The organism is Bradyrhizobium sp. CIAT3101, from assembly GCF_029714945.1.
In the GTDB taxonomy this organism is placed as follows: domain Bacteria; phylum Pseudomonadota; class Alphaproteobacteria; order Rhizobiales; family Xanthobacteraceae; genus Bradyrhizobium.
The window spans coordinates 6,972,676-6,999,046 of record NZ_CP121634.1; the positions used below are offsets into that span (position 1 = coordinate 6,972,676).

Genomic DNA, 26,371 nt, shown 5'->3' on the forward strand with positions numbered 1-26,371 from the left:
CAGGGAACGCGCGCCGCGTCCGATGGCCTAGATCCTGCACAAACACACGCCGCGTGGAAGCAGCGCAACAACGTCGGTCATTCGGCCTTCGTTGCAAGATGGCGCACGCTCGTGTGCGCGCGAGGTGATATGAGATCTGAACTTTTGTTTTGGGGGACCGCAACAGCTGCGCTCGTTGCAAGCGGGGTCGTCAATTCGGCAGATTTTAGGCCGGAAGTAAAAGTCCCGCCTGCAGTATGGAGCTGGACCGGAGGCTATTTCGGCGGGCACGTCGGCGGGGTTTACGGCCGGACATCATTTAGTGATCCCTACGGTCCCTCGATCTATGGCGACGTGGTCGATACCCCGGTATTCCTGGCAGGAGCGCAAATCGGCTACAATTGGCAGAGGGATCGCCGGGTTTTTGGCCTTGAACTGAATGCCAGCGGCGCATCTCGGACGGCGCAAACACCTGTCTTGCCATCTCCGGTGTTATCGTGAGCGCAAACTGCAACGCAGGTCCCGGACGTCTTTGTCACCGGGACTGGCCGACTGGGTTATACATTCGGCCCGGTCCGGGATTGGCCGGAGAACGTTGTGGGCGCGACGCCTTTCGCCGATGCCGTGCGCACCCCCTACCGCACTCAGACTCGCGCCTTCTCGACGGATTGGCGATTTTGGATGCTTGTGACTTTTAATTCGGCCGCTTTAAGCTATCTGTGGGGGCTCAACAGTTGGTTGCTGAACTATCTTATCAAGGTCCGCCAATTCGACCCGAGGCAGACCGGCATGTATGCGTCAATGCCATTCATCCTCATGTTCTTTGGCGAAGTACTCTCCGCGATTATTTCCGATCGGATCGGCCGACGAGCAGTTGTGTGCTTCTTCGCGCTATTCTCGGCCGGTATCTGCATGTATTGCGTCACTGTGATTGCAGATCACGAGACCGCTGCCATCATGATCTCCGTCAGCGCATTCTTCTGGGGTGCGGCCTTGCCCTCACTGTTTGCCTTGGGGGTTGCAGATCCTTCCCTCTGGCGCGGTCGCCGCAGGGGTTGGCATCTATAATGGCATCGGTAATCTTGTCGGCGCGCTCTCACCGCTCGCCATCGGTGCGATCATCAATACCACCGGTAGCTTCGATATGGGCCTTACGTTTATCGTGGGTGCCGCGATTCTTGGCTCGTCTGCCATGATCCCGCTAATCCGGCGAATGTGATTGAGCGGACGCAATGTTCTGGCAGTCAGTCAGCATGTGCGATAGTAACGGCTTAGGCGCGCATCTGTCTGTCGCGAGGCCTGACTTCCCCATTCACCAATAGTGGGCAAACAGAGCGTTCCCCTTCCACCTTCTGAACGCTCACTGCAACCCGCAAGTGCGCTTGAGAAGACGTTGTCCCTTGGCCTAGGAATGGCTTTGCGATCGCGAGAAGTAGCCGACCCCGGGCTTGGGTAGCGGAACAGGCGACGCAAGCCCGTGTGCTCGACAACCAGCTCATTTTCTGGAGTTTAGGATCCGAAATTGCAAGCCGCAGGTTCGGAGAAGAAGCTGGGATGGATCAGACTCGCGTCCCAAGTGCTTGCCCTGTCAACGAGCGCGTGCTGCCCTTCTTATCCAGCAACGTCCTTTCCATAGCTCTGGCAGCAAGCAGGAAGACGGTTCCGGTCGCGCCCTGCGTCCGATCAATCAGCGGCAATGTCTACTCTTGATCATCGCCGTAAAAGACATTCCCGACCGCGCCTGGGCCGACCAAGGCGGCTCCCAAATCCGGACCACCTTCGCGCGGACAACGCTACTTTCCGCGCCGGGCATCCTTCGGACCGAGTCGCAACAAGCAAAGTAACGACGAGCGCGAGACGCCAGTCGCCATGCGCTCACTACAACATATGTCCGGCTACGGAACGACAGACTTCTGTGGCTCCGCCAGCCCAGCGGAAATGTCGTCGCCGGTCGGCAGGGTAAATCGAAATACAGCCCCCCCGGAGTTATTCGCGCTGACCCACAGCCGCCCTCCATGCGCCTGAATGATTGAGCGACAAATGGCTAGACCCATTCCCATCCCTTCGGGCTTAGTCGTATAGAAGGGCTCGAACAAGCGGTCGACAAGGTGCGGAGGCACGCCAGGTCCCGTGTCTTGTATGGATATAAGCACGCTGCCTGACGCATCCTTCGAAGCGCTGATCACGAGCTCGGTTTCGTTCCCAGCTAATCCGCTCATTGCGTCGACCGCATTCAAGATAAGGTTCAGCATGACTTGTTGCAGCTGGACCCGGTCACCTTCGACAAAGGGCAGGTTGTTCGCAAGCTCTGTCCGAAGGCAGACCCCATGCTTGAGTACTTCGCTGCGCGTCAAGGCGATCACGTCAAGGACAGCGGTATTGACGTCGAGACGATCTTTCCGAGGCGGCGCCTTCTTCACGAGGCAGCGGATCCGTCCGATAACCTCTCCGGCCCGTTCTCCATCCTCAACAATCAGGTTCAAGGATCGACGGACCTGCGGAAGGTTGGCGGGTGCTCCGTCAAGCCAGTGCAAAGCAGCCTGGGCATTCATTACCACCGCAGCAATTGGCTGGTTGACTTCGTGGGCAATCGATGCCGTGAGATGCCCCATAGTGGCGACACGATTAGCATGCGCTAGTTCGGCTTGCGCCGAGCGCAAGGCGTCGGATGCCAATACATGTTCTGTGAGGTCGCGAAAGATCAACAGAATCGCTTCGACGCGATCCGACGTCGAACTCAAGGGAGAAATGCTTACCGAGAGGAAATGCCTCGCATTAGGATATACAAACCAATCCGCGCATCTGACTTCTTCTCCGGCGAAACATCGGTCGTGTTTTGGCTTGAGGATCTGCTCAAAGACCGTATTCCCCAAAACATCGGCGACATGCATCCCGACAAGGTCCTTCGCTGGCCTTCCTGCAATACGCTCGAAGACCGGGTTGACGCGCTGGTATCGATAGTCTCGTCCGATAATGCAGATGGCATCGGGTGAACGCTCGAAGACCATCTGCGTCAGATGCTCAGCTCGCTTAAGATCAGTGATATCTTGGACCGCCCCAAATGCACCGAGACAATGGCCCGACGAGTCTCTGGTCAGATCACCCCGGCTGTGGATGAACCGCACCTCACCGTCGGGTCTCACTATGCGATAATTCAGATCATAACGAGAGTTGCCGCGAAGCATCTCCTCTATCGCCGCGCTCCAGGCTGCGCGATCGTCCGGGTGTATCCGCTCGATGATTTCCTCAAGCCCAATGGTGCCTTCGCGTGGAGCTACGCCAAAGATGCGATAGGCTTCTTCTGAAAAGATGATCTGTTCCGATCCTAGGTCCCGTTCCCAGTAGCCAACGTGCGCGATGCGTTCAGCTTCTTCGAGCATCGCCCGCTTCCGGCGCAATTCATCCAGCACCTCTTTGGAAGGACGACCAGTCGTCGCATCGGTCACTCGAAGCCTAGACATAATTGTTGTTCCCTCCCGCAATCAGCGACAACGACTTTTCTCTAGCCGCCCGCTCCGAATAAGGGCCGCGGTCAACAACCGTCAGTCCGATATCTACACTCAGCAAGGAGTCACACCCATCGATACGCCATCGAGATCAACAGAAAAGGGGTGACAAAGAATAGCCAAGCAAGTCAACAGGATCAATCGCTCTACGAAAAGATGGCACACCGTTCGATTGGGGTCAGGCGAAGGAAGCCTGATCCTATTTATTAGCTCCTGGTCCGGTTCGGCGGACTGGCGATGTCCCGCTGGGACGGTGGTTGTGACGACCTCGTTCATTCGGCTGGTGGCGGCTTGACCGTACCCCGCTGCAGACGTTGAGGCGTCCGCCCCGGACATCATCATGAGGCGCTGCGCGACCTCGGAAAGGACCATGACCCCAGCGATGGCATCAGGCTCAACGGCGCCAAACCGCAACCGGACTGGCATCGTCATCACCCGCGCTCGCCCTGTCTACGCAATGGCGAGCTCCGACAGGCCGAGCGCTACCGCCTTCAAGAAAGGAGACACCACTTGACATCAAACCGCAATTAAAGGGCCGAACGACAGCATTTCGTGAAAATCAGCATTCGTATCCCCCAAAGCGAGACGCACCATTTTGCCGAGCGCATCGGAGCCGGGCCGGCCCGCCCGCAATGCTGCAGCATCAGAACGCCGGCAGAGTAAGCGCCTTCTCAACGAGTCCCGTCGCCCTCTTGAAATCGTAGTTCCGGAACATGTTCTGCTTCACTAGGAACGAAGCCCCGCCGTAGAACTTCTCGTATTGCTGCTGGCGACTTCCAAACTCCGAGCCGATGAAGTCCCAAGCCATACGCATTACGGCAACACGCGCTTTTGCGTCCGCCGCTCCCGACTGCATATAGCGCTCGATATCAGCGTTCATCTCGGCGTTCTCGAAATCTGCCGCCGACGACGGCAGCGTGATCATTGCGGCGCCGCTCAACTCTCGAATGATCTCAAGCATCCGAGCGTTCAACTCGGACTGCAGAGCCATAATTGAATACAGCGCCGTCTTTGAGGGCCAAAGCACGCCGTTGGAATCGACAGATGCGGTTACTTCCTGCGACAGCAGCATGTTTTCAATGATGGAGACGAGCGAAGCTAACTCACCCATCTGCACCTGGACCGCCGGATTGCTGTCGTTGCCGGAAAGCTCGTTGATCCGCTTCGCCAAACCGATCATGAAACGCAGCTTCACCGTGTAACGCGTTTGAGCCTGACAATTGCCATACGCATGAGCCGGGGTCTTCCACCACTGATCCCGGCACACATCGATGTTGCGATGAATGAAGACGTTCTCCCAAGGAACGAATACATTGTCCAACACCACGAAGCAGTCGGGCTCATCAAACCGTCCGGACAGCGGATAGTCGAGGGAATTCGAAGCCACCGCGCCGAAAGGACGCCGCGGATACAGCTTCAGTCCCGGAGCGTTGGCCGGAATCATGACGCCATTAGCGTAATTCTCGTCTCCAGGCTGAAGCGGATGGATGCAGCTCAGATAGATATAATCCGAATATAGGCCACCAGTTGCCAGCTGCTGGGCGCCCTTGAGGACGATACCCCCGTCCTTTTCGGCCACGATCCCGGCATACAATGTCGGGTCAGCCTGCTTGTGAGCTGGCTTACTGCGATCAATCTGCGGAGGAACGATTGCGTAGCTAGCATAGAGATGATTGTCGCGCATCTTCTCGTAAAAGTTCACGACGTTCGCAGCGAACTGAGCGCCGCCAGCCTTGAAGACCTCCGGAACGGCCGCATAGCCGCAAAAAAAGCTGGCCACGTGATCCGGGGTGCGTCCCATCAGCCCGAACGTTGCCTCGGCCCACACCTCTGAGAACAAGCGGCGCGCGCGCAGATCTTCTGTCGTCTTCGGGATTTGGTAAGCCCTAAGCACGGGCTGTCCAGTCTTTGGGCTCGTGAAGGTCATGCGATCCCTCAGGCCGGGTTCGGCCGCCAGATCAAACAAGCCGGCAAGCGTGTGAGCCGTTCGAGCCAGAGACGGGTGCTTCGTAACGTCCTTTACCAGCTCGCCGTCCAGAAAGACCTGCCGCCCATCGTTCAGCGACTCCAGGAAATCGCGACCGGAACGTAGGCCGCCGGCGGATGAAGCAGTAATGCTCTTGGGCTGAGGGTTCACTGTCGACTCCATTTGGTGGGAAGAGAAATGTTTTGACATACGTCATCTAACATAGGTATTCTACTTAGCGTTCGATTTCAACCGAAAAGAGCGGGCCCTGCGGGGTCAATTGCACTGCATCGCACGATCGGAACGCCAAACTCACCTGACGGAGCGACGGAAAGTGACGAAGTTCGAAGCGCTTATCGTGTCAGAACGACGAGGATCGGCCGATCTCGTTAGGGCGACAATCGGCGATCTGGTCGTTGCTGGCTGGACCGGTCGCGATAAGGCTGCGCTAGAGGCGCACATCGAGGAACTCGAGAGATTGGGAGTGCCGCGACCGAAGACGACCCCGATCTTCTACAGGGTCGCCTCGTCGCTACTCACGACCGACGAAGTGATCGAAGTCGTCGGCAAGAATTCGAGCGGAGAAGTCGAGCCTGTTTTGATGCGACTGAAGGAGGGCGTCTGTTTGGGCCTAGGTTCGGACCATACGGACCGCAAGATCGAAACCATCGGCATCACCATCTCAAAGCAATCGTGCCCCAAGCCGATTGGGCGCAGCTGGTGGCTTCTGGCAGACGTCGAGAATCACTGGGACGAACTTCAAATGCGTTCCTACGCGGTCATAAACGGCGAGCGCTGGCTGTATCAAGAAGGATCATTAGAGGCGATGCGACATCCGCACGACTTGATGGCCGGTTGCTTTGGTGCGGGCATGGGGCTGCCGATCTCGACGGCGATGTTCTGTGGGACCTTACCCGTACATGGAGCCATCGAACACGGCGATGCCTACGAGCTGGAGTTGGTAGACCCGGTTCTTGGAAGGAGTCTCCATCACACCTATACCGTCAAGACCCTGCCAACGGAGTGAGCACGAACATGTCGAATGGTAAACCTCATCTCGAATTCCACACGCTGGATCTGCAGAGCGGCTGGGAAACACCGCCCGGGTATCCAGAAGGCATCAAGCAGAAGATTCTCGCGAGCGATTTCAACGAGGACGGCAAGACGGGCGGCAGGAGCCGCCTGCTCAGGTTCGATCCTGGCGTGTTTACGACCGATCCTTTCGTACATGAGTACTGGGAAGAGGTGTTCCTCATTTCAGGTGACTTGACCGTCGGCAATGACAAATCTGGCAATGGAGGCACTGCATTCGCTCCGAATACTTATGCTTGTCGTCCCCCGGGGGCTTACCATGGGCCGTTCAAGTCAAACGGAGGGTGCTTGCTATTCGAGCTGCATTATTTCAGCGAAAAGCCAACCAACAAGTGACGGGCGAGTTTGCATGATGTCGCTCAAGGGCAAGACGGCCCTCATTACAGGCGCCGCGCGCGGGATCGGCCGATCAATGGCGGAAGGTTTGGCCGAAATCGGCGCAAATCTTGTCCTTGTCGATATTGACGCACATGCGTTGACCGCAATGGGTGTGCAACTCAAAGCCAAGGGTGGGCAGGTCTTCACCCGGGCAATGGACGTTGCGGACCCGGCATCGGCTGAGGCACTGAAAGTCGAGGCGGAGAGTCACTTCGGGGGCGTCGACGTTCTCGTGAACAATGCAGCAATCGGGCCTGAGAGCATCTCCAGCCGATATCTCACCGACAGGGCAAAGTTCTGGGAGGTAAGTGACGAACTCTGGCTCGCTATGCTTCGTGTAAACGTATTCGGGCCGCAACTGATGTCTCGAACTTTCGTGAGGCCGATGATTGAGAGAAGTTGGGGCCGAATAGTGAATATCACCACGAGCCTTGACACGATGTATCGCCCCGGCATCGGCAGTTATGGACCGTGCAAGGCTGCATTAGAAGCTGCATCACGGATCATGGCTGGAGATGTGGACGGGACGGGCGTGACGGCCAACGTTCTGGTTCCAGGAGGCCCGGTAAACACGCGCCAGGTGCCATCAGAAAACGGCCTGCCAGCCGACAAGTTAATCCAGCCCGAGCAAATGCGTGCCCCTTTGATCTGGCTCTGCTCCGACGAAGCGGATCAGATCAATGGCCTTCGCTTGATCGCCCGCAGATGGAATCCTCAACTGCCACTCGAGCGTCGCCTCGCCGAGGCCAGCGCGCCCGTTGCTTGGCCTCAGCTAGGCGCTCAGTCGGTCTTCCCTTCTACTCAACCGTGAGTATCCGCATGAAAATCGGAGTGCCCGATCTCATCTCGAATTCCTACTTTCCGGCTGTCGCGGCCGTCGAGCTCGGAATTATGAGGGAGGAAGGAGTGAATGCCGAGATTGAGCTCGTCTACCCTGTGGACCGTGCCTACGCAGCTCTGCAGAACGGAGACCTAGATTTTGTTGCAGGTTCGGCTCATTCGGCGCTTAGCGCGTTTCCCGAGTGGAACGGTGTCAAGCTTGTCTGCGCGCAAGGCCAAGGGATGTATTGGTTTCTGGTCATGCGCAAGGATCTCAGCCCGCAGCGGAACGATCTATCGATCGTAAAGGGGCGGAGAATAGGTGCCGCGCCTTGGGTTGACATGGGACTTCGCCAGCTGCTCATCGCCGGGGGAATCGACCTCAACAGGGACGAGGTCCAGATCGCACCAGTGCCTGGCGCCATCGGTAAGACCGTAAACTTCGGTCTCACGGCAGCCCATGCCCTTGAGAAGGGATTGATTGACGGCTTCTGGGCAAACGGAATGGGCACAGAAACAGCTGTATGTTCCGGAGCCGGATCTGTTGTCATCGATGTGCGCCGGGGCGACGGTCCGCCGGAATGCTTCAACTATACCATGGCTTCAATCGCGACGACTGAACGGAAGATCGCGACAGATCCACAGCAAGTCGAGGCGGTTGTGAGGGCAATCGTTCGCACGCAGGAGATTCTCAAGGCTGCGCCAGAGAAAGCTGCTGAAGTAGGCGCCAAAGTATTCCCCGCTACGGAGGCGAAGCTGATAGCCGAATTAATCCGGCGCGACACGCCGCAATATTCGGCAGAAATCTCTAGGACGTTCGTCGAAGGTATGAACGCCTTTTGTCGCAAAGTTGGTATTTTAAATGGTGCGCCGGCCTATGATGACGTGGTGGCGACGCGCTTTCAATCGTTATGGCAACCAACAAACACCTAGGTGGGCCAGATGGAAAGCTTCGACTCTCGCGCCTTTCGAGATGCTCTCGGGTCATTCGCAACCGGCGTTGCTATCATTACCGCTGAAACGCCTCAAGGACGTCTTGGGGCCACCGTAAGCTCCTTCAATTCGGTGTCTCTGGACCCGCCGCTAATATTGTTCAGCTTATCGCGGCGCGCCCTCGGAATAGATCAATGGCGATCGGCCGCAAACTACGGCGTCATCATTTTGCCGGAAGACAAGAAAGACCTTTCGAACCGATTTGCGAAGAGCGGAGGCGACAAATGGGCGCATCTGACGGTCGGCCGGATGCAAAACGGGTCGCCACTGTTGTCCGACTGGCTCGCATACTTCGAATGCGCCGCCTACGCTACATACGACGGAGGGGATCACGACATATTCGTCTGTAGGGTATCGCGGTTCGAAACTCGAACAGCTGGCGCGGGTCCGCTGCTCTTCTTCAGGGGCAGTTACAGCGCCTTGGCGCGAGCCTCCACGGCCCCAGCATCACCGGACATCGATTTCGCTCTCCACGGCTGGTGATACCGAAGCACCCTACGTCAAGAGTTCAAGCACGAGCTAATTTCGCCAAAATGGAGGAGCGCATGGCGCTGGCACCAACAATTCGCGCCAAGGTGGAGGATTGCCTCGAGAACGCGGCGAACCCGAGGGGCGAAGGCTCCAATACTTTCACGCGAATTTATGCGGACGAGGCCAAGCTTACTGCCGACTATTTCGATCAGGCGCTCGCTCTCGGGATCGAGTTGCCTCCACTGGCAGGCATGGTCGTCTCAATTAAGGACCTGTTCGACGTCACAGGTGAGGTGACGCGCGCCGGCTCGCGAGCGAGAACGGGCGAAGAGCCTGCCCCACGCGATGCGGAGATCGTCCGGCGCCTTCGCGAGGCCGGCGCGATTATCATCGGTCGCACAACGATGACCGAATTCGCCTTTAGTGGCCTCGGGCTTAATCCGCACTTCGGAACGCCAGCCAATCCATGGGAACGAGACCAACGGCGCATCCCGGGCGGATCCTCGTCCGGCGCCGCAATATCGGTTACTGATCGAATGGCAGAAGCGGCCATTGGTACCGATACCGGTGGCTCGGTACGGATTCCGGCGGCACTATGTGGTCTCGTTGGGTTCAAACCGACAGCCCGAACGGTACCCCTGCAAGGCACTCTTCCTCTCTCCCCCTCATTTGATTCGATCGGGCCGCTGGCTCCCAGCGTCGGCGAATGCGCACGGCTCTACGGCGTGTTGTCCGGTCACAATGTATCGCCTCAGCCACCCTCCATGCGCCCCCCTGCTACCTTCATGGTGCTGAAGAACCAGGTCTTGGAAGATCTGGATGCTCAGGTCGCCCGGACTTACGAGCAAACCCTCAACCTTCTGTCTGATTTGGGGTTCAAGCTGGTTGAACGCCACAGCGGCGCGGTCGCTAACCTGGCCGAGATCATGCAGGACGGGGGTATCGTGGCTGCGGAGGCATTCGAATGGCATGAAACACTGCTCGGTCGAAAGGGGGCTGCCTACGATCCGCGGGTACGCTCTCGGATAGAAAGAGGTGCTAAACACCGGGCTGCTGACTATATCCGCCGCCTTCAGCTGAGGACGCGCCTAATCTCCGAATGGGAGCGAGAGTTGACGGGATTCGATGCCGTCCTGGCACCGACCGTCCCGACTATTGCACCCCGAATCGGCGAGCTCGAGACGAGCGACGAGGCGTATTCCCGCGCCAATCTTCTGATGCTACGAAACACAACCATTGTTAATGCATTGGACGGTTGCGCGATTAGCCTGCCTTGCCAAGAACCCGCAACAGCTCCAGTAGGCCTGACGGTGATAGGGGCCAGTCGTAGCGATTGGCCGCTACTTTCGTTGGCCGCAGAGGTCGAGAGCGGCATCAAAGCTGTGCGTTTCAAGGACGGGTGACGTTGACATGACGCATCTGGCAAATATATCTACGCAAAGTCACTTACTTACCTTGTGTATCCATGTTATTTGCCGGACTGACGTAGCCGACTCGGCTGTACCGACTGGAAAGATTGGATATGGCAACTAAAGCAAAAAGAGCCGACGAGCGTGCCCGAGAACCTGCTCCGTCTACGGCCTTCACTCCTCAACCACTCGATCTTGAACGACTGAGGCGCCGAAGGAACGCAGCGAAAAAATCACGCGAGACGGAAGATAAGCACACGTATTTCATAGGAGTGGCAGAAGCTCGTTATGTTCTACGCAAGGCCTTCCGCATAGTCGAAGATCAGGCAAGAGCCTTCGGGATAGACCCCCTGGCCCATCAGGCTCTCATCCAGATCTACGGCAGCGCTGAAATGCATCTGCAGGTAAATCAGATCGCCGCTCGGCTCGACATACCTCCGGCCTTTGCTTCCACCCTGGTTAGGACCTTGGTTGAAAAGGGCTTGGCAGATCGTAGGCGCGACGATCAAGATCAACGGGTTACATTCGTTGGTGTTACCGACTCAGGAAAAGAGCTCCTCCACGCGATCGACGAGAAGGTGAAGTTTCACGTTGACTACTTTGCTGGCCAACTCACGCCTAGCGAGCGCGAGAGCGCACTTTCAATACTGATGTTCTATGTCGGAGCCAAACTGTAGAGTTGAGCTCACGGCCTCGTCTTTGGGTAGGCCTAGGTCAGCGTTTTCGTGGTTCGAATCATATCAGGCAGCCTCAGCGAGCTTGTGGGACCAGGTGTGGATGACGGGGTAGCGATTAACGTCGTCGATGCCGGCCATGATGCGCTCCCTGAGCTCGTGTTTTGATGTCACCCGGATGTGACGTAGGACGGAGCGGGCGAATTTGGAGAAGAAGCCCTCAATGAGGTTGAGCCAGGAGCCGTGCTTCGGCGAACGTAAATTCGAAGCGGCCTGCGGGTCATGTGTCGAGACAGGCTCTGGTTTCTCTCAAGATGTGTGCGGAATGATTGTCGAGGATCAGCTTGATTGCCGTGCTGGCCGGATAGGCCGCGTCGAGAAGCTTGAGGAATTCAACGAACTCGCGGCTCCGGTGGCGGTCTCTGACAAGAGCGTGCACCTTCCCAGTTAGCAGATCGATCCCCGCCAACAGGCTAATGCGCTCGACCTTTGGCGTTCGATGCTTCAGTCGGCCTGAATAGACTTCTCCGAGTTCGTACATCTGCATAACCGGAAAGTAATCCTTCCGTCCGAAGCCCGCGACCACGAGTCCCGAATGGGATTCGATCAAAATATCGTCCTTCGAAAGGAGCATGATAGCGATCTCTCGCCGCGCGTTCGTCGCATCTACGCCAATCGAAGCCGAGAACTGCCCGAGCACCTTTGCGATCAGTCGCTGAATTTCTCCGGAAAGCCTTCCGGCCAATGACCTGCCGACGTCCTGGGAGAAGCAGGTTGCATCTTCTTTCGCCTGCCACTCTGCGCAACGGCCAGGCCGTTCATCACGACTACTTCCGAAGTCACTCGGAACTCTCCTCATTAACATTGAGCTGGAGGTGGTCTACTTTTTCTTCGCAGAAGAAAGCATCCCTCGAAGCACCAGCTTGCGCAGCAAGGCCGATACCTCTCGATTACTCAGCTTCTTGCCGGCCCCATAAGCCATCCGCACCTCGCGGGGCATGGACGGCGTATTTCTGGCGAGCAGATCGAGAAGCAATCGTCGATCCTGCGCATTGGACGGTATGGGCGCGGCAAGCTTCTCTTCGTGTATTGCCAAGCGCGTCTCAATAAGCGTCCGGACCGTCTTTTCAGCTTCCACGGCCTTTTTGCCGGAAAGCAGATCGCTGTCCTTCGCCTCGAGAATTTCGCCCTCAAGCGCCGACAAAATGTTATTCAACCGTGTATAGTCGTCACCCAATTTCTTGCTCCGCTACCATGCCGGAAATCCGTCGCCGAATCCGCTTTTGAGCGCTGGCGTAGCTTCTCGCGGTCATCCCAAGGCTGATTTGAATCTCTTCGGGACCACTTCCGTCGGCCAACCCCTTCACGATCGCCAACGCCTCATCATCACCTTCGAAGAAGTCGAGAATCTCCAGTGTTCTACGTGCAATCACCTGTCGTTCAGGCTCCGGAGAATCGTCGGGCAAGTCGCCCTCGCCTTGATTCTCCGAGGTGGCTTGCGAGCCGACGTCAGGGCTGTTCCTCCGCTCGCGCCACAGGTCTCCCGCGATGCTCCTGATCGTGCCGCACAGGAGTGCGATCAATGGCACTGACCGCGGCCATGCCCGTGATCCGCTCAGAACACGATCGATGGCCTCATGCAGCAGGTCCTCCCAATCCCACCCCGGCAGACCCGCGGCTCGCAAGCGCGCGAAGTGCGCGAGCCTCACTCTATCGGCTTGGCTCATCGCGTGGAGCGCTTCGGCAATCTCCGTGAGAGTGGCCGTATCGTGCGGATCGCGTCTCGTATTGTTCATGCGCCAATGCAGTATGCGAGACATTGGGAGCCTCGCGGACAGCGAAATAAAATAAATTTTTGCGTCCGGATGCGGGGGTGAGTCCCGCACATAAGGGTGTCGCCTATGACAAACTTTGGAGCCTCCCATGTCCGCAGACGAAAACTCATCTCATCACGAGCAAGATACTGATTCTAAAAAGGAAAAGCCACCGACCTATAAGGTCCAGATCGACAAATCGGTGTTCGAGCTGACTGCCCCCACGCCGACCGGCCGCGAGCTCCTGAAGCTGGCAGGCCAAACTCCGGTTGAGCAGTTTGCCATCTACGAAAAACCGCAGGGAGGTGGACAGCCGACTAGAATCGGGCTGGATCAGCACGTCGATCTCCGCAAACCTGGCATTGAACGTTTCGTGACACTCCCGCTCGATCAGACTGAAGGTCTCACTTCTCGCCGGCAGTTTTCGCTGCCGGCGGACGATATGGCTTGGCCGGAAAGCTTTGGCCTGAAGTACGAGCTCGTAGCCGAGGCAAACGCCTGCGGGTTGTCAGTTACGATCTTCCGATTTCCGGAGGCTACAACCGGGACAAGGGATCATGTCCCGCCTTTTCCGCGACGTTCACCACAGCGGCTCTGGCCTCGACCATCGTGGGCAGAAGCGCGGCTCGTTGCTCTCGGTCACCGCCACGTGTGGCCGTTCCGAGCGAAAGGGCATCAAAGACCGTCGTTATGCCAGATGCCGCCATCTGGCTATCATGGGCGAGCGCCGCTGCTAACCCATTCCAATGAACGCCGGGGTCCAATGCGGAGGGCGGCACGCTCGTTGTGATCACGGACCGCGGTGTTGCTGAAACGCTAGATCAAACAATTAGCTCAAGCGCCACAGACACCGATTTGCAAGGCCAGGAATGCACAAGGGCACGGGCAGGGACCTCGGATGGGCGATCTCGCGCGGCTTCTCATCGAGATTGTGCACGAACAGCACCGAATTGTTGCGCCAGTCAAGGGACGGATCGGCTATCGCTGCATGAAGAACCGCGACGAGCGAAGGCCGCTTCGATCTCGATGACTACATCGACTATGTCATCGAGATGCTGCATGTGCTCGGCGGTAACACCCATGTGATGGCTTTTTGGCGGCCCGCCAAGCAAAAGATTCATTTCCTACGCGATCTTCTTCGCGACGATCGCCATCTTCTCCTGCCAAACGACCAGATGTGAGGATCAACCCAATGTATTATACAGAAATTGCGCGGACTCCACACCGCGGAGCTCAAAGGCGCCAAGGCGTCTGAAGCTCGATGAGCAACGTCTTGCAAACCGGTCCGAGGGCAAGAGATGAACGCCGAGCTGTTCGCAGAGCTTCTCTATGCGTGCGACTTCGTTCACAGCTCGGCCGATGGTCGTGAAGTCCAGCCGCCGTGAAGTACCAACGTTACCCTAGACGACCTCTCCAAAATGGAGCGCGATGTCGAGCGCGAGCTGAGGTTGGCCAGTCTGTTGCCGTTGTGTGTTCACTGCATCATTGCGCCTGATGGCCTCTCTTGCAGCCCTGAGCGCCGCTTCGCATGCCAGTCATGGCTGGCCGGCGGCGTTTTCGGCCGGGAATACCGCAAGCAAGCCGTCACCCGAGAATTTTAGAATCTCGCCGTCATTCTCGATGACCGGATCGCCAACGGCTTCCAGGTGCTCATTCAGCCATTGCACGAGTTCCATCGGGTCTTCTCTATCTGTGAGTGTAGTGAAGCCTGAAAGATCTGCGAGCATGATCGCGGCAGAGATGATCCGGCCCTGGCCACGAACGATCTCTGCGGCCAATACCCTCGCGCCGCTCATGTGACCGAGATAGCAGTCGAGCATCTTGAGCGGCGGTTCTCTCAGCAGAATCAAACGATAGATCGCAAGACCCAGCACCGAAACGAGATCGCGAAAGCTCGCCAAATCAACTTCCTGGAAGCCTCCGGCGCGATCCGTCGCGATCGAAAGAGCGGCGTCCGCCACGAAAGTAGTTGGAGAGAAGTCCACCAGGAACATGGCGTAGTCGGTACCGCCCTCAGAATGCAGGTCCCGCAATATCGGATGAGTGTCGCATCCATCGCCCCCCTCGAGCGCGAGCATTCTACGGCGATGCCGTCGAGAAACTGAGGCGCCAAAAATCCCTTTACGATCCGCTGAACCGATTTTCGGCAGAGTTCGGCCTTCTGACGTTGTTGAAGATGATGATCGGTCGAGTTCCCGCTCGATACTTCGAGATCGTGCGACTTCGGCCGACGGGCCGCGGCCAAGTTCGATCAACAAGAAAGTGGCCGCCGCCCCAAAAAGGCGGCGGCCAAGTCAGGGAGGAGCAGACAACCGGCCTGCCAGCGGAGCTCATGAATTGCGCGCTACGGCTCAACCTTTGCCGAGATCCCAAGATCGCGCCATCACATCATCAAACTCTCGAATAGCTCGCAGCGCGGCGCGGACGCTCGATCGAGCGGCATTCCAGAGCCTTACGCTCGGCTTCCTCCTCTGGAGATTGCTCGATTCAGTCAAAGACGGTTCTTCCTTCCTGCGAGGCTAGTCGCCGCGTGCGTGCTGACGACCAACAGGACGCGGCGCGCCCGCACGAGCCTTCTCGCGTCGTCATGCACTTTTGGCGTAGAATGTGGGTCACGACCTTGGCTCGTTTTCTGCTCCACAGTTCTCAGACACGGCAGAACTGTTTGACGCCGTCTCCGTTCGACAACTTTGCGTAAGCCATCGATCGGTGCCGCCCACATCGCAAGCGATCTCATCGCTGGTGGCGTCGTCGCGAGTCGTCAGCGATAGTACATTGAATTGACGTGCCAATCGGACCAAGCAAAGGTTGCACATAGCTATCACGATGGCGTCAGTGTAACGTGAACGGCATCGTGGCCGTCGACGATCTCTCGGCCAAGGGTTCGAACGGCGTCGGTCACCTGAGCGAGCGCAAACGAGTGGGAACAAAGCGCCTGAAGGGCGGCTCCTTCTTCCCTGATCATATTGATTGCCATTTCAGTTGACTGCCATCCAGCGCTCAGGACGCCGACGAGCTCGATCTCACTTAGAACAAGCTTGTCGATCGGCAGACCATTTAGCTTGTTCTGGCCTTTGAGACCCGCCAACACGACCCTTCCACCCCGCTTCACCATATCGATTGCCTGCAACACAGGCGCCATGGTCCCAGATGAGACGTCGAGAACGACATCGGCAAGCTGGCCGTCTGTGAGCTTGATAACTCGCTGGACGGGATTTTCTTCATCCACGTTAATGGTGGCCGTCGCGCCTAGGTTTGCGGCTAGTGCCAGGCGCCCTGTATCGGCGCCTGTTCCAGTCACGATGATGTTCGCAGCGCCCGCCTTCTTCGCCGTTGCGACGGCAAGCAGTCCTCGTTGCCCAGGTCCTTCGATGACGACGGTCGACCCCATCCCGACCTTGCCGATCTCGTACACCCAGCGGATTGCGTTCGACAACGGATTGACCAGAGTCATCAAGTCCGTTGGGATGCTCGATGGTAGTTTGTGGACCATCGTGCGAGGATGAAGATAGGTATGCGTGGCATAACCGCCCCATAGCGAAGGGGCGACCTTTGTGTTCTGATAGAGTCCATAGCCCAAATCGGCGTGGCACCGAGTGTAGGCGCCACGGACACAATCTTCACAATGACCGCAGGGAATGATCGGCTCGATGGCGACGCGATCTCCCTCTTTTACGTTCCACAGCTTGGAGGCCTTTGGTCCAATTCGTTCAATGAACCCCATCACCTCATGCCCGGGGATGATCGGCATACCACCGCCCCAGTCCTTGAGGTGCCCGAGCCATTGATCGTAGTCCGTTCCGCAGAGCCCGCATGCCTCTACACGCAGGACGGCATCGTCCTCGGCGACCTCCGGAATGTTGAACTCGCGAAACTGAAAATTCTTTGGAGCTTCGAGGACTGCTGCTAGTGCCTTGGTCATAGAACACCTCGGATAGATGCAAAGTACTCCAAATGGAGCCTTGGCTGAACGGTCGACTTCTTGCGCGGCTTTACGCGACGCGCTTCAAGCCGCGCAAGCGCTGCCATATCAAGTAAAGTACGCTTACGAGTACGGGACTTCCCTCACCCACCGAACAGCCACACGGCAGCCAACGTCCTGCGCGAATGCGTTCGTAATACCAGCCCTCGTCATAGTAATTAACGTGGGGAGCCCTCATTGCACTTTCGCCATGCTGGTCAGCGCAGAGATGTCGAGTGGCGAATTGGACAGCATCATTCGCTTGGCTTCCCGCAACTCGCGCGGGCTGTTGAAAGCGGCGACAGCGTTGATACGCTCGCCTGCGACGAAGTACTGAACAAAGCGACCGGTTCCACAGTCGCCCTTGACGTAAATGTCGTCAGACCGACCAGGTATCCCCAACATCTGAAAATTGAGATCGAACTGATCCGACCAGAACCAGGGCATCTCGCGATATCTCGCGTCCTCATCCAGCATGGCCTTAGCGGCTACAATTCCCTGATTTTGCGCGTTGTGCCAGGTTTCAAGACGATGTCGGAGGCCAACCCGATCGACCGGGTGGCTCGCGACGTCGCCGGCAGCAAATATCGCGGGATCGGAGGTACGGGTGGTCTCGTCCACTACGATGCCATTGTCCACACTGAGTCCGCAGCCAACAGCCAGCTCGACGTTCGGTTCCACCCCCACTCCGACGACCACAATAGCAGTCTGCACGGACTGACCGTCGGCAAAGAGCGCTCGTTCAACGGTGCCGTTGCCCTCGAACGTAACGAGCTTTGCGTTCAGCCGCACGTCTACGCCGCGACCGGTGTGGAGTTCCTGGAAGAACGCAGCCGTTGGTTTTGGCAGCGACCGACCGCACAACTGATCGCCCGCCTCTACCAGAGTCACCGGCACACCCAAAGCAATGGCGGCTGCAGCTACCTCCAATCCGATCCAACCACCTCCTACCACCAAAAGATGGTTGGCCGCCCCGAGCGATTGACGAATGCGCAAGCTATCTTCAATTGTGCGAAGGTAATGAATGCCTTTGAGATCGGCTCCAGGAATGGAAAGTGTTCTGGGCCGGGCTCCCGTGGCCAGCAACAACCGATCATATGGAATCTCCTCTCCTCTTTGGAGCAGAATCTCGCGTCCGGACCGGACGATGGCTATGGCGGTGGATCTGCGCACGTCGATGTCGAACTCGCGTAGCTTTTCCGTCGTCAACAGATAGGTGCCCGCTGGGTCCTTCCCCGAGACGAGGACCTCTTTCGAAAGAGGCGGGCGCTCATAGGGCGGATGATCCTCCTGGCCAACAAGCACTATTCGGCCGGCGAAACCACGTTCGCGGAGCGTTCGGGCAGCCCAACCCCCAGCCTGTCCCGCACCCACGATAATGTATTGCTTGCCATTTCCTGTTACTTGCATAGCGAGCGATCACACATCCACGAGGATCTGTTCGTCTTCCAATCGAACTGGGTAGGACCTCAGATCTGCATCTGCAGGAGGCCCGAGGCAACGACCGCTCGGAATATGAAAAAGAGCTCCATGCAGGGGACACTCGACGGTGTCCCCCTCCACGAAGCCGTCCGACATCAGGGCGAACGCATGCGGACAGACATTATCCAAAGCGTAGTAGGTTGAGGCGACCTGAAAGATCGCGAAGTTGCGTTCTCCAACGGAGAACGCAAACGGCGTACTTGGCGATACCTTGTTACGGGTCGTCACACACTGCCAGGCCATGTTCTCTTCCGATAATCGAGGCTTCTGTTCAGGCCGCTTCACGCTTAGGTGTCAGCTGCCCATCGTGTTGCGTCAAAAAGGCGTCAAGCTCGCCATGTTCAGACACAACATCGAGTGGTCTAGCCGCATAGGCCGTGCCGTCTTTGATGGTCTGCTTGAACTTTGCGAGGCTTGCGTCGTCCTGCACAATGTCCAGTATTCGGCGGCGTGCACGAACGATGCCAATGTCCGCATTCACAAGGAACTCCTTGCCCCGGTCGACAATGCGACCGCTGCTACCTTCGAGCGCAAGCATTCCTTCCTGCATGGCCCGGTCTTGATCGTTAAGACCATGGATGCCGGTCGGGCTGGACAGGCTCTGCCCTTCCCGGTTGATTAGGTAGTTGTTCTGGGCCGTGCGGACGGGAACGTACGTGTCGATGATCGCCCCAGTATTCAGCTTGAAGGGCTGATACGTGCTCTCTGGCGGGAATGCGAGGCCCTTTCCGACGTAGTCCAGGAAGGCCTCTGGCAAGTCGCCCTTATCATAGTAGTTAAAGTCCCACGTGTACGTGTTGTGATCGTCAATCGGAATGAACGCGCGACCGCCAATTGGGAAATCTGCGCTGGGAATGGAGCTGAACGCGGGCACCATGAACTGAGATACACGCCAGTAGAACTGGCGCTCGGCGTTTCGGCGCGCGATCGCAAGGACGCCGATAGCCGTGTTCTTGGCGTACAGCTTCGGCGACAGGTCCGAGGCGGAATAGTGTTGATGTACCGGCGATGTAGCCATGGTGGCCGGATTGGTATGAAGGATCGAAACGTGCGAGCTGTCGAGCTCGCCCTCCATGCCTTGGAGCCAGTTGGACTCCTGGATCCAGACCGTTGCATTTCGCTGCGATTTGGGCAGGCCCATCCACGGAAATTTCGGCAGTTCCGGCGGCGCATCTTGCCCCATATAGACCCAGATGACGTCTGCCTGCTCCGCCGCCGTATAGGACTTGATCTTGACTTTGGTACAGACCGCCTTGTCTGACTCGTTCTGCATGTCCAAACACTGGCCGGACTTATCGTACAGCCATCCGTGGTAGGCACAACGAATTCCCTGCTCCTCAACCCGTCCATAGAAGAGCGGCGCCAGCCTGTGGGCGCAGTTCGCCTGCACAATACCGACCTGTCCATTTCCACTGCGGAAAGCGAGAAGTTCCTCACCGAGGAGCTTCAGACGTACCGGCGCGCAGCCCGGCTTCGGCAGTTGTGCGGACAGCAACGCCGGAAGCCAAACGGAGCGAAAGAGCTCGCCGACCTTGGTGCCAGGCCCCACATGAGAAAGAACATCAACTTGGTTGGTACGTGACATGGTCAGCATCCTTTCAAAGTTGTCAGAGGGTGAGGAAACCGCCATCGACTGGCAGCATCACCCCATTCACGAAACTCGCCATTGGCGAGGCAAGAAATACTACAGGACCGGCGACCTCGTCAGCGCGTCCGAACCTCTTCATCGGAGTATGAGATAGAACGAAAGCCACGCGATCTGGATTTGCGCGAGACGCTTCCGTTTGTGGTGTTTCGATGAATCCAGGAGCCACTCCGTTGACCCGAATCCCATATTGGGCGAACTCCACGGCCAGAGCCTTAGTCAACATAAGAACCGCGCCCTTGCTCGTCGTGTACGCGCTGGTGTCATTGGGCGCCGCCGTGAAGGACTGGATCGAACCCAAGTTGATGATGCAGCCACGCGTCTGCTTTAGCTGCTCCAAAAACGCGGTTATTCCGAACATCACGCCATCAAGGTTGACAGCCATGATGCTCCGCCACGTCTCAACGTGGTTCGGGGCCCCGACTAAACCTCTACGATGAATTCCCGCATTGTTGACGAGTATCGAGATGTCGCCAGCAAGCGCCTTCACCTGGGCCGCTACGCGCACAGCATCCGCAGCATCGGATACGTCCCACGCGACCGGCCACGCCGTTCCGCCGCGTCGTTGAATTTCGTTCGCCGTTGCCTCGATCGTCCCAGCGTTGATGTCGCATACCACGACGCGCGCGCCGGCCTTGGCCAACGCCAAGGCAATCTCTCTGCCCATACCTTGACCAGCACCGGTTACAACTGCTGCTTGACCGTCCAGGAGTGGCTTACCGTCCAAGTCCATGATTATCGTTCCTAGGTCGTTCTACTCTGTTAGACGCGCCTAATCAGATCGTGAGCCATCGATGGCGGATCTCGTCACCATTGGTTCTGAAGCCTTCGCCGGTCACAGTCTCGACGATTCTTCCCTTGGACATGACAAGAATCCGATCGGCCACGTTCTCCGTAAGATTCAAGTTCTGCTCGACCAGAAGAACTGCAACTCCCTCGGCCTTCAGGCGACGAATTACATCTCCAATCTGATCCACAACCTTCGGCGCGAGGCCCTGAGTTGGCTCATCAAGCATCAATACTTTGACGTCCGTTACGAGCGCACGGGCGATGGCCAGCATCTGCTGCTCCCCACCCGACAGCGCACGCCCGAGGTTCTGGGATCGCTCCCGCAGGTTCGGAAATAGCTCAAGAAGGCGCTCCTCCGTCCACACCTGCGGGGGGCGACGCTGACCGACGCGCAAATTCTCCAACACAGTCAAAGTCGGAAAGATCTGTCGACCTTCGGGTACGTAGCCGATGCCAGCACGAACCACATCATGGACCTGCTTTCGGCTAAGATCCTTGCCATCAAGCGAAATCCTGCCGGCCGACACGGCCAAGAAGCCGAGTATCGCCTTCAATGTCGTGGTCTTGCCAACGCCATTGCGTCCGATAATCGCGGTAACCTGTCCCGCAGGTGCCTCCAGGTTGACCCCGAACAATACCTTGCCGCTGCCATAGCCCGCCTCCAGACCATCAAGGTGCAACATTTCCCGCTCCTAGGTACGCTTGTTGCACGACCGGATCAGCCTTCACTGCAGCGGGTAAACCATCCGCAATTTTCGTGCCCCGATCGAGCACTACAATGCGATGCGCAAGTCCAAAGACGACTTCCAGATCATGCTCAACGAGCAGAACAGCGATGTGGGTATCCTTCAGCAAGGACTTGAGCAATTCCACCGTGCCGCGTGTCTCTTCGACTGACATTCCCTGCGTCGGTTCATCCAACAGCAGAAGTTTAGGTCGCATTGCCAAAGCGACCGCAATTTCAGTTAGCCGTTGGTCTCCGTGCGACAACTGACCAGCGAGTGAATTGGCCCTTTCGCGCAAACCTACTTTGACTAGCCATTCGAGTGCTTCGCTCGTTGTAGATTCATGAAGGGACTTTGAGAACAACGGATGACTACGCGCCGAGTTGCAAGCCTGCACCGCCAGCCTGACATTCTCGAGAACTGTGAGGCTGGGGAACAGCGTCGTGATCTGATAGGTTCTGCTCAGACCACGACGAGTGAGAGCCGCAGCGGACAGACTATCCACCCGATCGCCGCAAAACGACACAGCGCCTGAGGTCTTCTGTATCCTACCGGCAATCAGATCGAACAGAGTAGACTTGCCGGCGCCATTCGGTCCGATTAGCGCGACGACCTCGCCAGTTCCAACGACGATATCGACATCACTCACCGCAGCAAGTGCGCCCCACTTCTTGGTCAATCCCTTGCACTCAAGAAGCGACATGATTCATCTCCAGGCGGCTCGCTTTCCGCAAAGCGAGGGCGTTCGAGATTGAGGACTTGATCCCCCAGAGACCATTCGGAGCAACCACGACAACGATCATGAACAGCAGTCCCATAAAGAGCGGCCAACTCGTTGCTATTGCACTCAATTGATGCCCGCCGATCACCATCAACGCCGCACCGATCATCGGGCCGATCAGTGTCCCGCTACCGCCAAGCACCACAGCAACGAGAACGTAGCCGGATAGTGTCCAATGAAGGAGTTCAGGCGAAACGAACAACAAGAAGCCGGCATGGAGCGCGCCTGCCAAACCAGCGCCTGTATTCGAGATCACGAACGCAGCCAGCCGAAGCTGACGCGGCTCGTAGCCGATCGCGATAGCCCGCTTCTCGTTCTCTCGAACGGCAACAATAGCCGTCCCCATAGGAGAGCGAACGAACCTGCTCGCGAGCCATGCGGTACCCACCACAAGGGTCACAGTGAGCCAGTAATAGCCGTCACGGGATTCCAGTCCAGCAAATCCCCAAGGCCCCGGGTTTCGGATAAGTCCCGAAATTCCGTCCGAGCCTCCGGTTACGGCATTCCATTTGAAAGCAACCGCAAACGCCAGCTGCGCAAACGCAAGCGTGAGCATCGCGAATGCGACGCCGCTTGCCCTGGTGCAGAGCCAACCGATCGGGATGGACAGGATGAACACCGCAACCACCGCAATCAAGATGGCGATCGGCAGTGGCAACTTACCGACGACCAAAGCGAAGGCCGCCACGTAAGCTCCGACCCCGTAGGGCGCCGCGTGCCCAAACGAGAACATACGGGCGTAGCCCACTTGGACATCGAGACTCATCGCAAACAGGGCGAAGATCAGGATCTCGGTCAAAAGGGTAACGTGAAAGCCGGGAAGAAAGAACGGCGCCGACAATAGAAGTGCGACGACTGGTACTGCGTACTTCATTAGTCTTGCTCTCCGAACAATCCGCCAGGCCGATACAGAAGCACCCCAATCATCAGCAGATAGGTCGCAACTAGTGCCAATTCCGGAAGATAGAAATTGCCGAACGTCTGCGTGAGCGCGACCAGGACGCTACCAGCAACAGAGCCGAACAAGCTCCCCATGCCGCCGATCATGACGATAACAAACGAGTCTATGATTGCCGCCCCGCCCATGCCGATGTAGCCCGTAATCAGCGGCACCGCGAGATAGCCACCGAGACCCGCGAACGCGCAGCCAACGGCAAACGTCAGCGACCTCATCAGCCCGACGTCGATCCCGAGCGCCTGGGTCATTTCCGCATTCTGGGCGATCGCCCGGATCAACAATCCCAATCGCGTGCGCAAGAACACGTAAGTGAGCGCCAACAGAACGAGGATCCCCCACAAGATCAAAAAGATCCGATATGCAGGATAAGGTTCGTCGCCAATCCACAGCACTCCGGAAAGTATTTCGGGAAGCTCTACGTCGCGAGTGTTTGGCCCCCAAATAAGCCGGATCGACTCGCTCAAAACCAAGCTCAAGCCGAATGTGATCAGCAAAAAGCTACCACCATCTCGTCGATAAAGCCGCCGCAGGAGGGTGAACTCGAAAATGCAGCCCAGGAGACCCGCGGCAAACGGCGCGACTAACAATCCCACCCAGAAAGTCCCGAGGAGAGCAGCTGCCGATATGCCGCAATAGGCTCCAAACATATAGATCGCACCATGAGCAAAATTCATGATGCGCAATATTCCAAAAATAAGAGTGAGGCCCATAGTCAGCATCGCAAGCAACGACGCCAAAGCGAGGGTGTTCAAAGTCAGATTGAGCAAGACTTGCCAAGAGATCATCTACGCACCCCTCGAAATCCCAGCCCCTTCAGAAAGAAGCTGGATCTCCGCGCCTCAGTAAGTGTCCTTACGGCAACCGGGCATCACCGCATCAATCGCATAGGCGTTGCCAATCTTCGGCACCGGGTACGCCACCTGGTCGGTCTTCTCGACCTTGGCAATGAAGACCTGCTGCTCGGCCTGATGGTCGCAGGCGCGCATCTTCACCTTGCCCTTGACGCTATCGAGTTCCAGCCCCTCGAGAGCAACCCGCACAGCGGTGGCGTCCGTAGAATTGCTCCGGCGGATTGCCTCAGCCAGGAACGCGAGTGCCTGCCATTGCTCACCCTCATAAGTATCCGGAACATCGTTGTACTCGGCCTTAAACAACCGAACGAACTCCGCATTCCCGGGCGCGTCATATCCAAAATTATACTGACTAACGCCGTATAGTCCGACCGCAGCATCTCCAAGGGGCCTGATATTCAGAATATCCAAGACCTCTGTTACAAGTTGCATTCGATCGGCCAAACGGTACTGGGCGGCCTGCTTAAGGAAGGCTGTCGCATCATCTCCGCTCATCGCGATGTAGAGCACTTCGGGATTGGCCTCCCTGATCCTGGCAATGAAGCTGGAATAATCTTTGGTACCCAAAGGAGACAGTACTTGTCCTACGACCTCCTTCTTCAGATCAGCTATGAGCTTCTCAAAAGTCGCAACGCTGCTTTTGCCCCAAGCATAATCTTGCGCAATCGCGAAGTGACGCTTCTTAGGCGAGTCCGCCAACCAGAGAGCAATCGTCCTCGCACGCATAGGCCCAGACGTACATGAGCGGAATGCATTCGGCACAAAGTTGGCGGCAGTCATTGACCCGACTCCGCTAATGCTTCCGACGTAGATGGTATTCCAGTCGTTGAGACGCGGCATCACTGCCAGCGATTCAGGGCTCGAAATGATGCCCGTGATCAAATTCACCCCGCCGCGCTCGACAAGCTCTGTTACCTTACGCACACACGCAGCAGGATCGCCCTGCGTATCCTCATAGATGAATTCGACGGGCCGACCATTGATGCCACCTTTGGCGTTCACGGTCTTGGCGAACAGGCGGCACGACCGCTGCACCTGCTGACCCAGCGCGGCCCAGTTGCCGGTAATTCCGGTCGGAACCCCAATCCGGATAGGCCCCGCCTCCGCCCTAGCCGGCTTGAGAAGCCCCGGGAGTAACGCGCTCCCGGAAACGGCAGCTGAACTGACCAAAAGCGATCTTCTGCTTATTGACATTATAACCTCCCCAGAGAATGGAGCCGCCGTTGGCACTATATCTCTATGGCAGCCAATCTAGCTTCGTTTAATAGTGTAGTCAACATACCTATCTGACGAATATAGGGGATATAGCAACTCAATCGATGTAAGAGATTGTTTCGCCAAAATTAAAGAGCTCGGGCCCGACAGGCGACTGACGCTCTTCCTCGATGTGAGCTGCCAGCCCTGCGCAGCGCCCGACTGCCGCAACCGACCGCATGGCTCCGACTGGAAACTCAATTTCATGAAGAACGGCACCTAACGCACCGGTGACGTTGAGTGTAATGTGCCGCTTGGCGTCCTTGTCGATAGCCGCGCTTAGTAACTTGATCAGAGAGATGTAGTCGCCCGTCACTCCCGCGTCACCGGCAATCTTGAAGAGACGTTCAGCCCTAGGATCGCCTGAAGTGTATTGCTGGTGACCGAAGCCGGGAATGCGCCGTTTTTGCTTCTTGAAGTCTTGGACCACCTGATCGGCCCAGGTAGCCTTCTCACCTTCAAAGGCCATTCCGTCGCTTAAGATGCGGCCAGCACCAGTCATCGTACCCGCAAAGCGGTTGCCTACCATCAGAATGCCAGCAGCCAAGGGAATTTGCACGTCGTCTGGATTTGAATCTGCCACCAGGCGAGCGACGAGCGCCCCGGGCGTGAGCCCATGATCCATGAGAATCAAAAGGGCTGCATCGAGGACCTTGGTCTGAGCTTCCGTCGGGCGACGCCCCGTCACGATAAAATAGAACCCCTGCGTAAAGGTCATCTCGCCGACGACGTGAGACAGCGCATCGCACCCTCTCATTCGCAGACGAGCGACATCGTTCGGATGACTGCCAATCCTGGTTGTGGCCATTTCTCTACCTTTCTAA

The 26,371-nt window shown here is 57.2% G+C and carries 23 protein-coding genes and 1 pseudogene; 8 read left to right on the plus strand and 16 right to left on the minus strand.

The genetic code is table 11. The features are described 5' to 3' along the window. Positions 1-576: 576 nt before the first annotated feature. The gene (locus tag QA645_RS32515; RefSeq protein ID WP_283045349.1) at positions 577-1,047 is read left to right on the plus strand and encodes an MFS transporter; all 471 of its coding nucleotides are present in this window, start codon (positions 577-579) and stop codon (positions 1,045-1,047) included. Positions 1,048-1,874: 827 nt separating this feature from the next. Here the strand turns inward: QA645_RS32515 and QA645_RS32520 are convergent. Both QA645_RS32520 and QA645_RS32525 read right to left on the minus strand, forming a co-directional pair. Then, the gene (locus tag QA645_RS32520; RefSeq protein ID WP_283045350.1) at positions 1,875-3,425 is read right to left on the minus strand and encodes a PAS domain-containing sensor histidine kinase; all 1,551 of its coding nucleotides are present in this window, start codon (positions 3,423-3,425) and stop codon (positions 1,875-1,877) included. A gap of 703 nt (positions 3,426-4,128) precedes the next feature. Then, a complete protein-coding gene (locus QA645_RS32525) occupies positions 4,129-5,622 on the minus strand; it encodes a 4-hydroxyphenylacetate 3-hydroxylase N-terminal domain-containing protein (RefSeq protein ID WP_283045351.1) in 1,494 nt (497 codons plus the stop codon). Between the two features lie 163 nt (positions 5,623-5,785). Here QA645_RS32525 and QA645_RS32530 point away from each other — a divergent pair, with 163 nt between their 5' ends. The 6 genes from QA645_RS32530 (at position 5,786) to QA645_RS32555 (ending at position 11,290) form a co-directional block, all read left to right on the plus strand. Then, entirely contained in the window at positions 5,786-6,478 is a 693-nt protein-coding gene (locus QA645_RS32530; RefSeq protein ID WP_283045352.1) for a DUF2848 domain-containing protein, read from the plus strand. A gap of 8 nt (positions 6,479-6,486) precedes the next feature. Further along, complete coding sequence (locus QA645_RS32535; RefSeq protein ID WP_283045353.1) at positions 6,487-6,879, plus strand: cupin; 393 nt, start codon at positions 6,487-6,489, stop codon at positions 6,877-6,879. Between the two features lie 13 nt (positions 6,880-6,892). Next, positions 6,893-7,732, plus strand: coding sequence for an SDR family oxidoreductase (locus QA645_RS32540; RefSeq protein ID WP_283045354.1), 840 nt, complete (start codon positions 6,893-6,895; stop codon positions 7,730-7,732). Between the two features lie 8 nt (positions 7,733-7,740). Next, on the plus strand, positions 7,741-8,673 hold the full coding sequence (locus tag QA645_RS32545) for an ABC transporter substrate-binding protein (RefSeq protein WP_283045355.1): 933 nt from the start codon (positions 7,741-7,743) through the stop codon (positions 8,671-8,673). Between the two features lie 605 nt (positions 8,674-9,278). Next, a complete protein-coding gene (locus QA645_RS32550) occupies positions 9,279-10,607 on the plus strand; it encodes an amidase (protein ID WP_283045356.1) in 1,329 nt (442 codons plus the stop codon). A 119-nt stretch (positions 10,608-10,726) separates the two neighbouring features. Further along, positions 10,727-11,290, plus strand: a complete 564-nt coding sequence (locus tag QA645_RS32555) for a MarR family transcriptional regulator (RefSeq protein ID WP_283021180.1) — start codon at positions 10,727-10,729, stop codon at positions 11,288-11,290. A gap of 277 nt (positions 11,291-11,567) precedes the next feature. Here the strand turns inward: QA645_RS32555 and QA645_RS32560 are convergent, their stop codons facing one another. The 3 genes from QA645_RS32560 to QA645_RS32570 all read right to left on the minus strand — a co-directional run bounded on the left by QA645_RS32560 (position 11,568) and on the right by QA645_RS32570 (position 13,107). Next, a complete protein-coding gene (locus tag QA645_RS32560) occupies positions 11,568-12,032 on the minus strand; it encodes a hypothetical protein (RefSeq protein ID WP_283045357.1) in 465 nt (154 codons plus the stop codon). A gap of 135 nt (positions 12,033-12,167) precedes the next feature. Then, positions 12,168-12,524 carry a hypothetical protein gene (locus QA645_RS32565; RefSeq protein WP_283045358.1) on the minus strand — a complete coding sequence of 119 codons (357 nt, stop codon included), beginning with the start codon at positions 12,522-12,524 and terminating at the stop codon, positions 12,168-12,170. Continuing rightward, complete coding sequence (locus tag QA645_RS32570; protein ID WP_283045359.1) at positions 12,517-13,107, minus strand: hypothetical protein; 591 nt, start codon at positions 13,105-13,107, stop codon at positions 12,517-12,519. Before QA645_RS32570 ends, QA645_RS32565 begins: the two co-directional genes overlap by 8 nt. Positions 13,108-13,210: 103 nt before the next feature. On the opposite strand from QA645_RS32570, the pseudogene QA645_RS32575 reads away from it, so the two are divergent. Then, positions 13,211-13,423 (plus strand): annotated as a pseudogene (locus QA645_RS32575) (multiubiquitin domain-containing protein); the annotation flags it as partial. A gap of 1,213 nt (positions 13,424-14,636) precedes the next feature. Here the strand turns inward: QA645_RS32575 and QA645_RS32580 are convergent. The 11 genes from QA645_RS32580 to QA645_RS32630 all read right to left on the minus strand — a co-directional run bounded on the left by QA645_RS32580 (position 14,637) and on the right by QA645_RS32630 (position 26,355). Then, positions 14,637-15,359 carry an adenylate/guanylate cyclase domain-containing protein gene (locus QA645_RS32580; RefSeq protein WP_283045360.1) on the minus strand — a complete coding sequence of 241 codons (723 nt, stop codon included), beginning with the start codon at positions 15,357-15,359 and terminating at the stop codon, positions 14,637-14,639. A gap of 563 nt (positions 15,360-15,922) precedes the next feature. Continuing rightward, positions 15,923-17,023, minus strand: a complete 1,101-nt coding sequence (locus QA645_RS32585) for an alcohol dehydrogenase catalytic domain-containing protein (RefSeq protein WP_283045361.1) — start codon at positions 17,021-17,023, stop codon at positions 15,923-15,925. A 234-nt stretch (positions 17,024-17,257) separates the two neighbouring features. Continuing rightward, complete coding sequence (locus QA645_RS32590) at positions 17,258-18,472, minus strand: FAD-dependent oxidoreductase (RefSeq protein ID WP_283045362.1); 1,215 nt, start codon at positions 18,470-18,472, stop codon at positions 17,258-17,260. Between the two features lie 343 nt (positions 18,473-18,815). Continuing rightward, entirely contained in the window at positions 18,816-20,129 is a 1,314-nt protein-coding gene (locus QA645_RS32595) for a Rieske 2Fe-2S domain-containing protein (RefSeq protein ID WP_283045363.1), read from the minus strand. Positions 20,130-20,151: 22 nt separating this feature from the next. Next, the gene (locus QA645_RS32600) at positions 20,152-20,922 is read right to left on the minus strand and encodes an SDR family oxidoreductase (protein ID WP_283045364.1); all 771 of its coding nucleotides are present in this window, start codon (positions 20,920-20,922) and stop codon (positions 20,152-20,154) included. Between the two features lie 43 nt (positions 20,923-20,965). After that, complete coding sequence (locus QA645_RS32605; RefSeq protein ID WP_283045365.1) at positions 20,966-21,661, minus strand: ABC transporter ATP-binding protein; 696 nt, start codon at positions 21,659-21,661, stop codon at positions 20,966-20,968. Then, a complete protein-coding gene (locus QA645_RS32610; RefSeq protein WP_283045366.1) occupies positions 21,648-22,406 on the minus strand; it encodes an ABC transporter ATP-binding protein in 759 nt (252 codons plus the stop codon). The genes QA645_RS32605 and QA645_RS32610 overlap by 14 nt, the downstream gene beginning before the upstream one ends. After that, positions 22,393-23,358: a branched-chain amino acid ABC transporter permease gene (locus QA645_RS32615; protein ID WP_283045367.1), complete on the minus strand. Its 966-nt coding sequence runs from the start codon at positions 23,356-23,358 to the stop codon at positions 22,393-22,395. The genes QA645_RS32610 and QA645_RS32615 overlap by 14 nt, the downstream gene beginning before the upstream one ends. Then, positions 23,358-24,227 carry a branched-chain amino acid ABC transporter permease gene (locus QA645_RS32620; RefSeq protein ID WP_283045368.1) on the minus strand — a complete coding sequence of 290 codons (870 nt, stop codon included), beginning with the start codon at positions 24,225-24,227 and terminating at the stop codon, positions 23,358-23,360. The genes QA645_RS32615 and QA645_RS32620 overlap by 1 nt, the downstream gene beginning before the upstream one ends. Positions 24,228-24,281: 54 nt before the next feature. Further along, positions 24,282-25,487 carry an ABC transporter substrate-binding protein gene (locus QA645_RS32625; RefSeq protein ID WP_283045369.1) on the minus strand — a complete coding sequence of 402 codons (1,206 nt, stop codon included), beginning with the start codon at positions 25,485-25,487 and terminating at the stop codon, positions 24,282-24,284. Positions 25,488-25,605: 118 nt separating this feature from the next. Next, complete coding sequence (locus QA645_RS32630; RefSeq protein WP_283045370.1) at positions 25,606-26,355, minus strand: citryl-CoA lyase; 750 nt, start codon at positions 26,353-26,355, stop codon at positions 25,606-25,608. Positions 26,356-26,371: the final 16 nt, after the last annotated feature.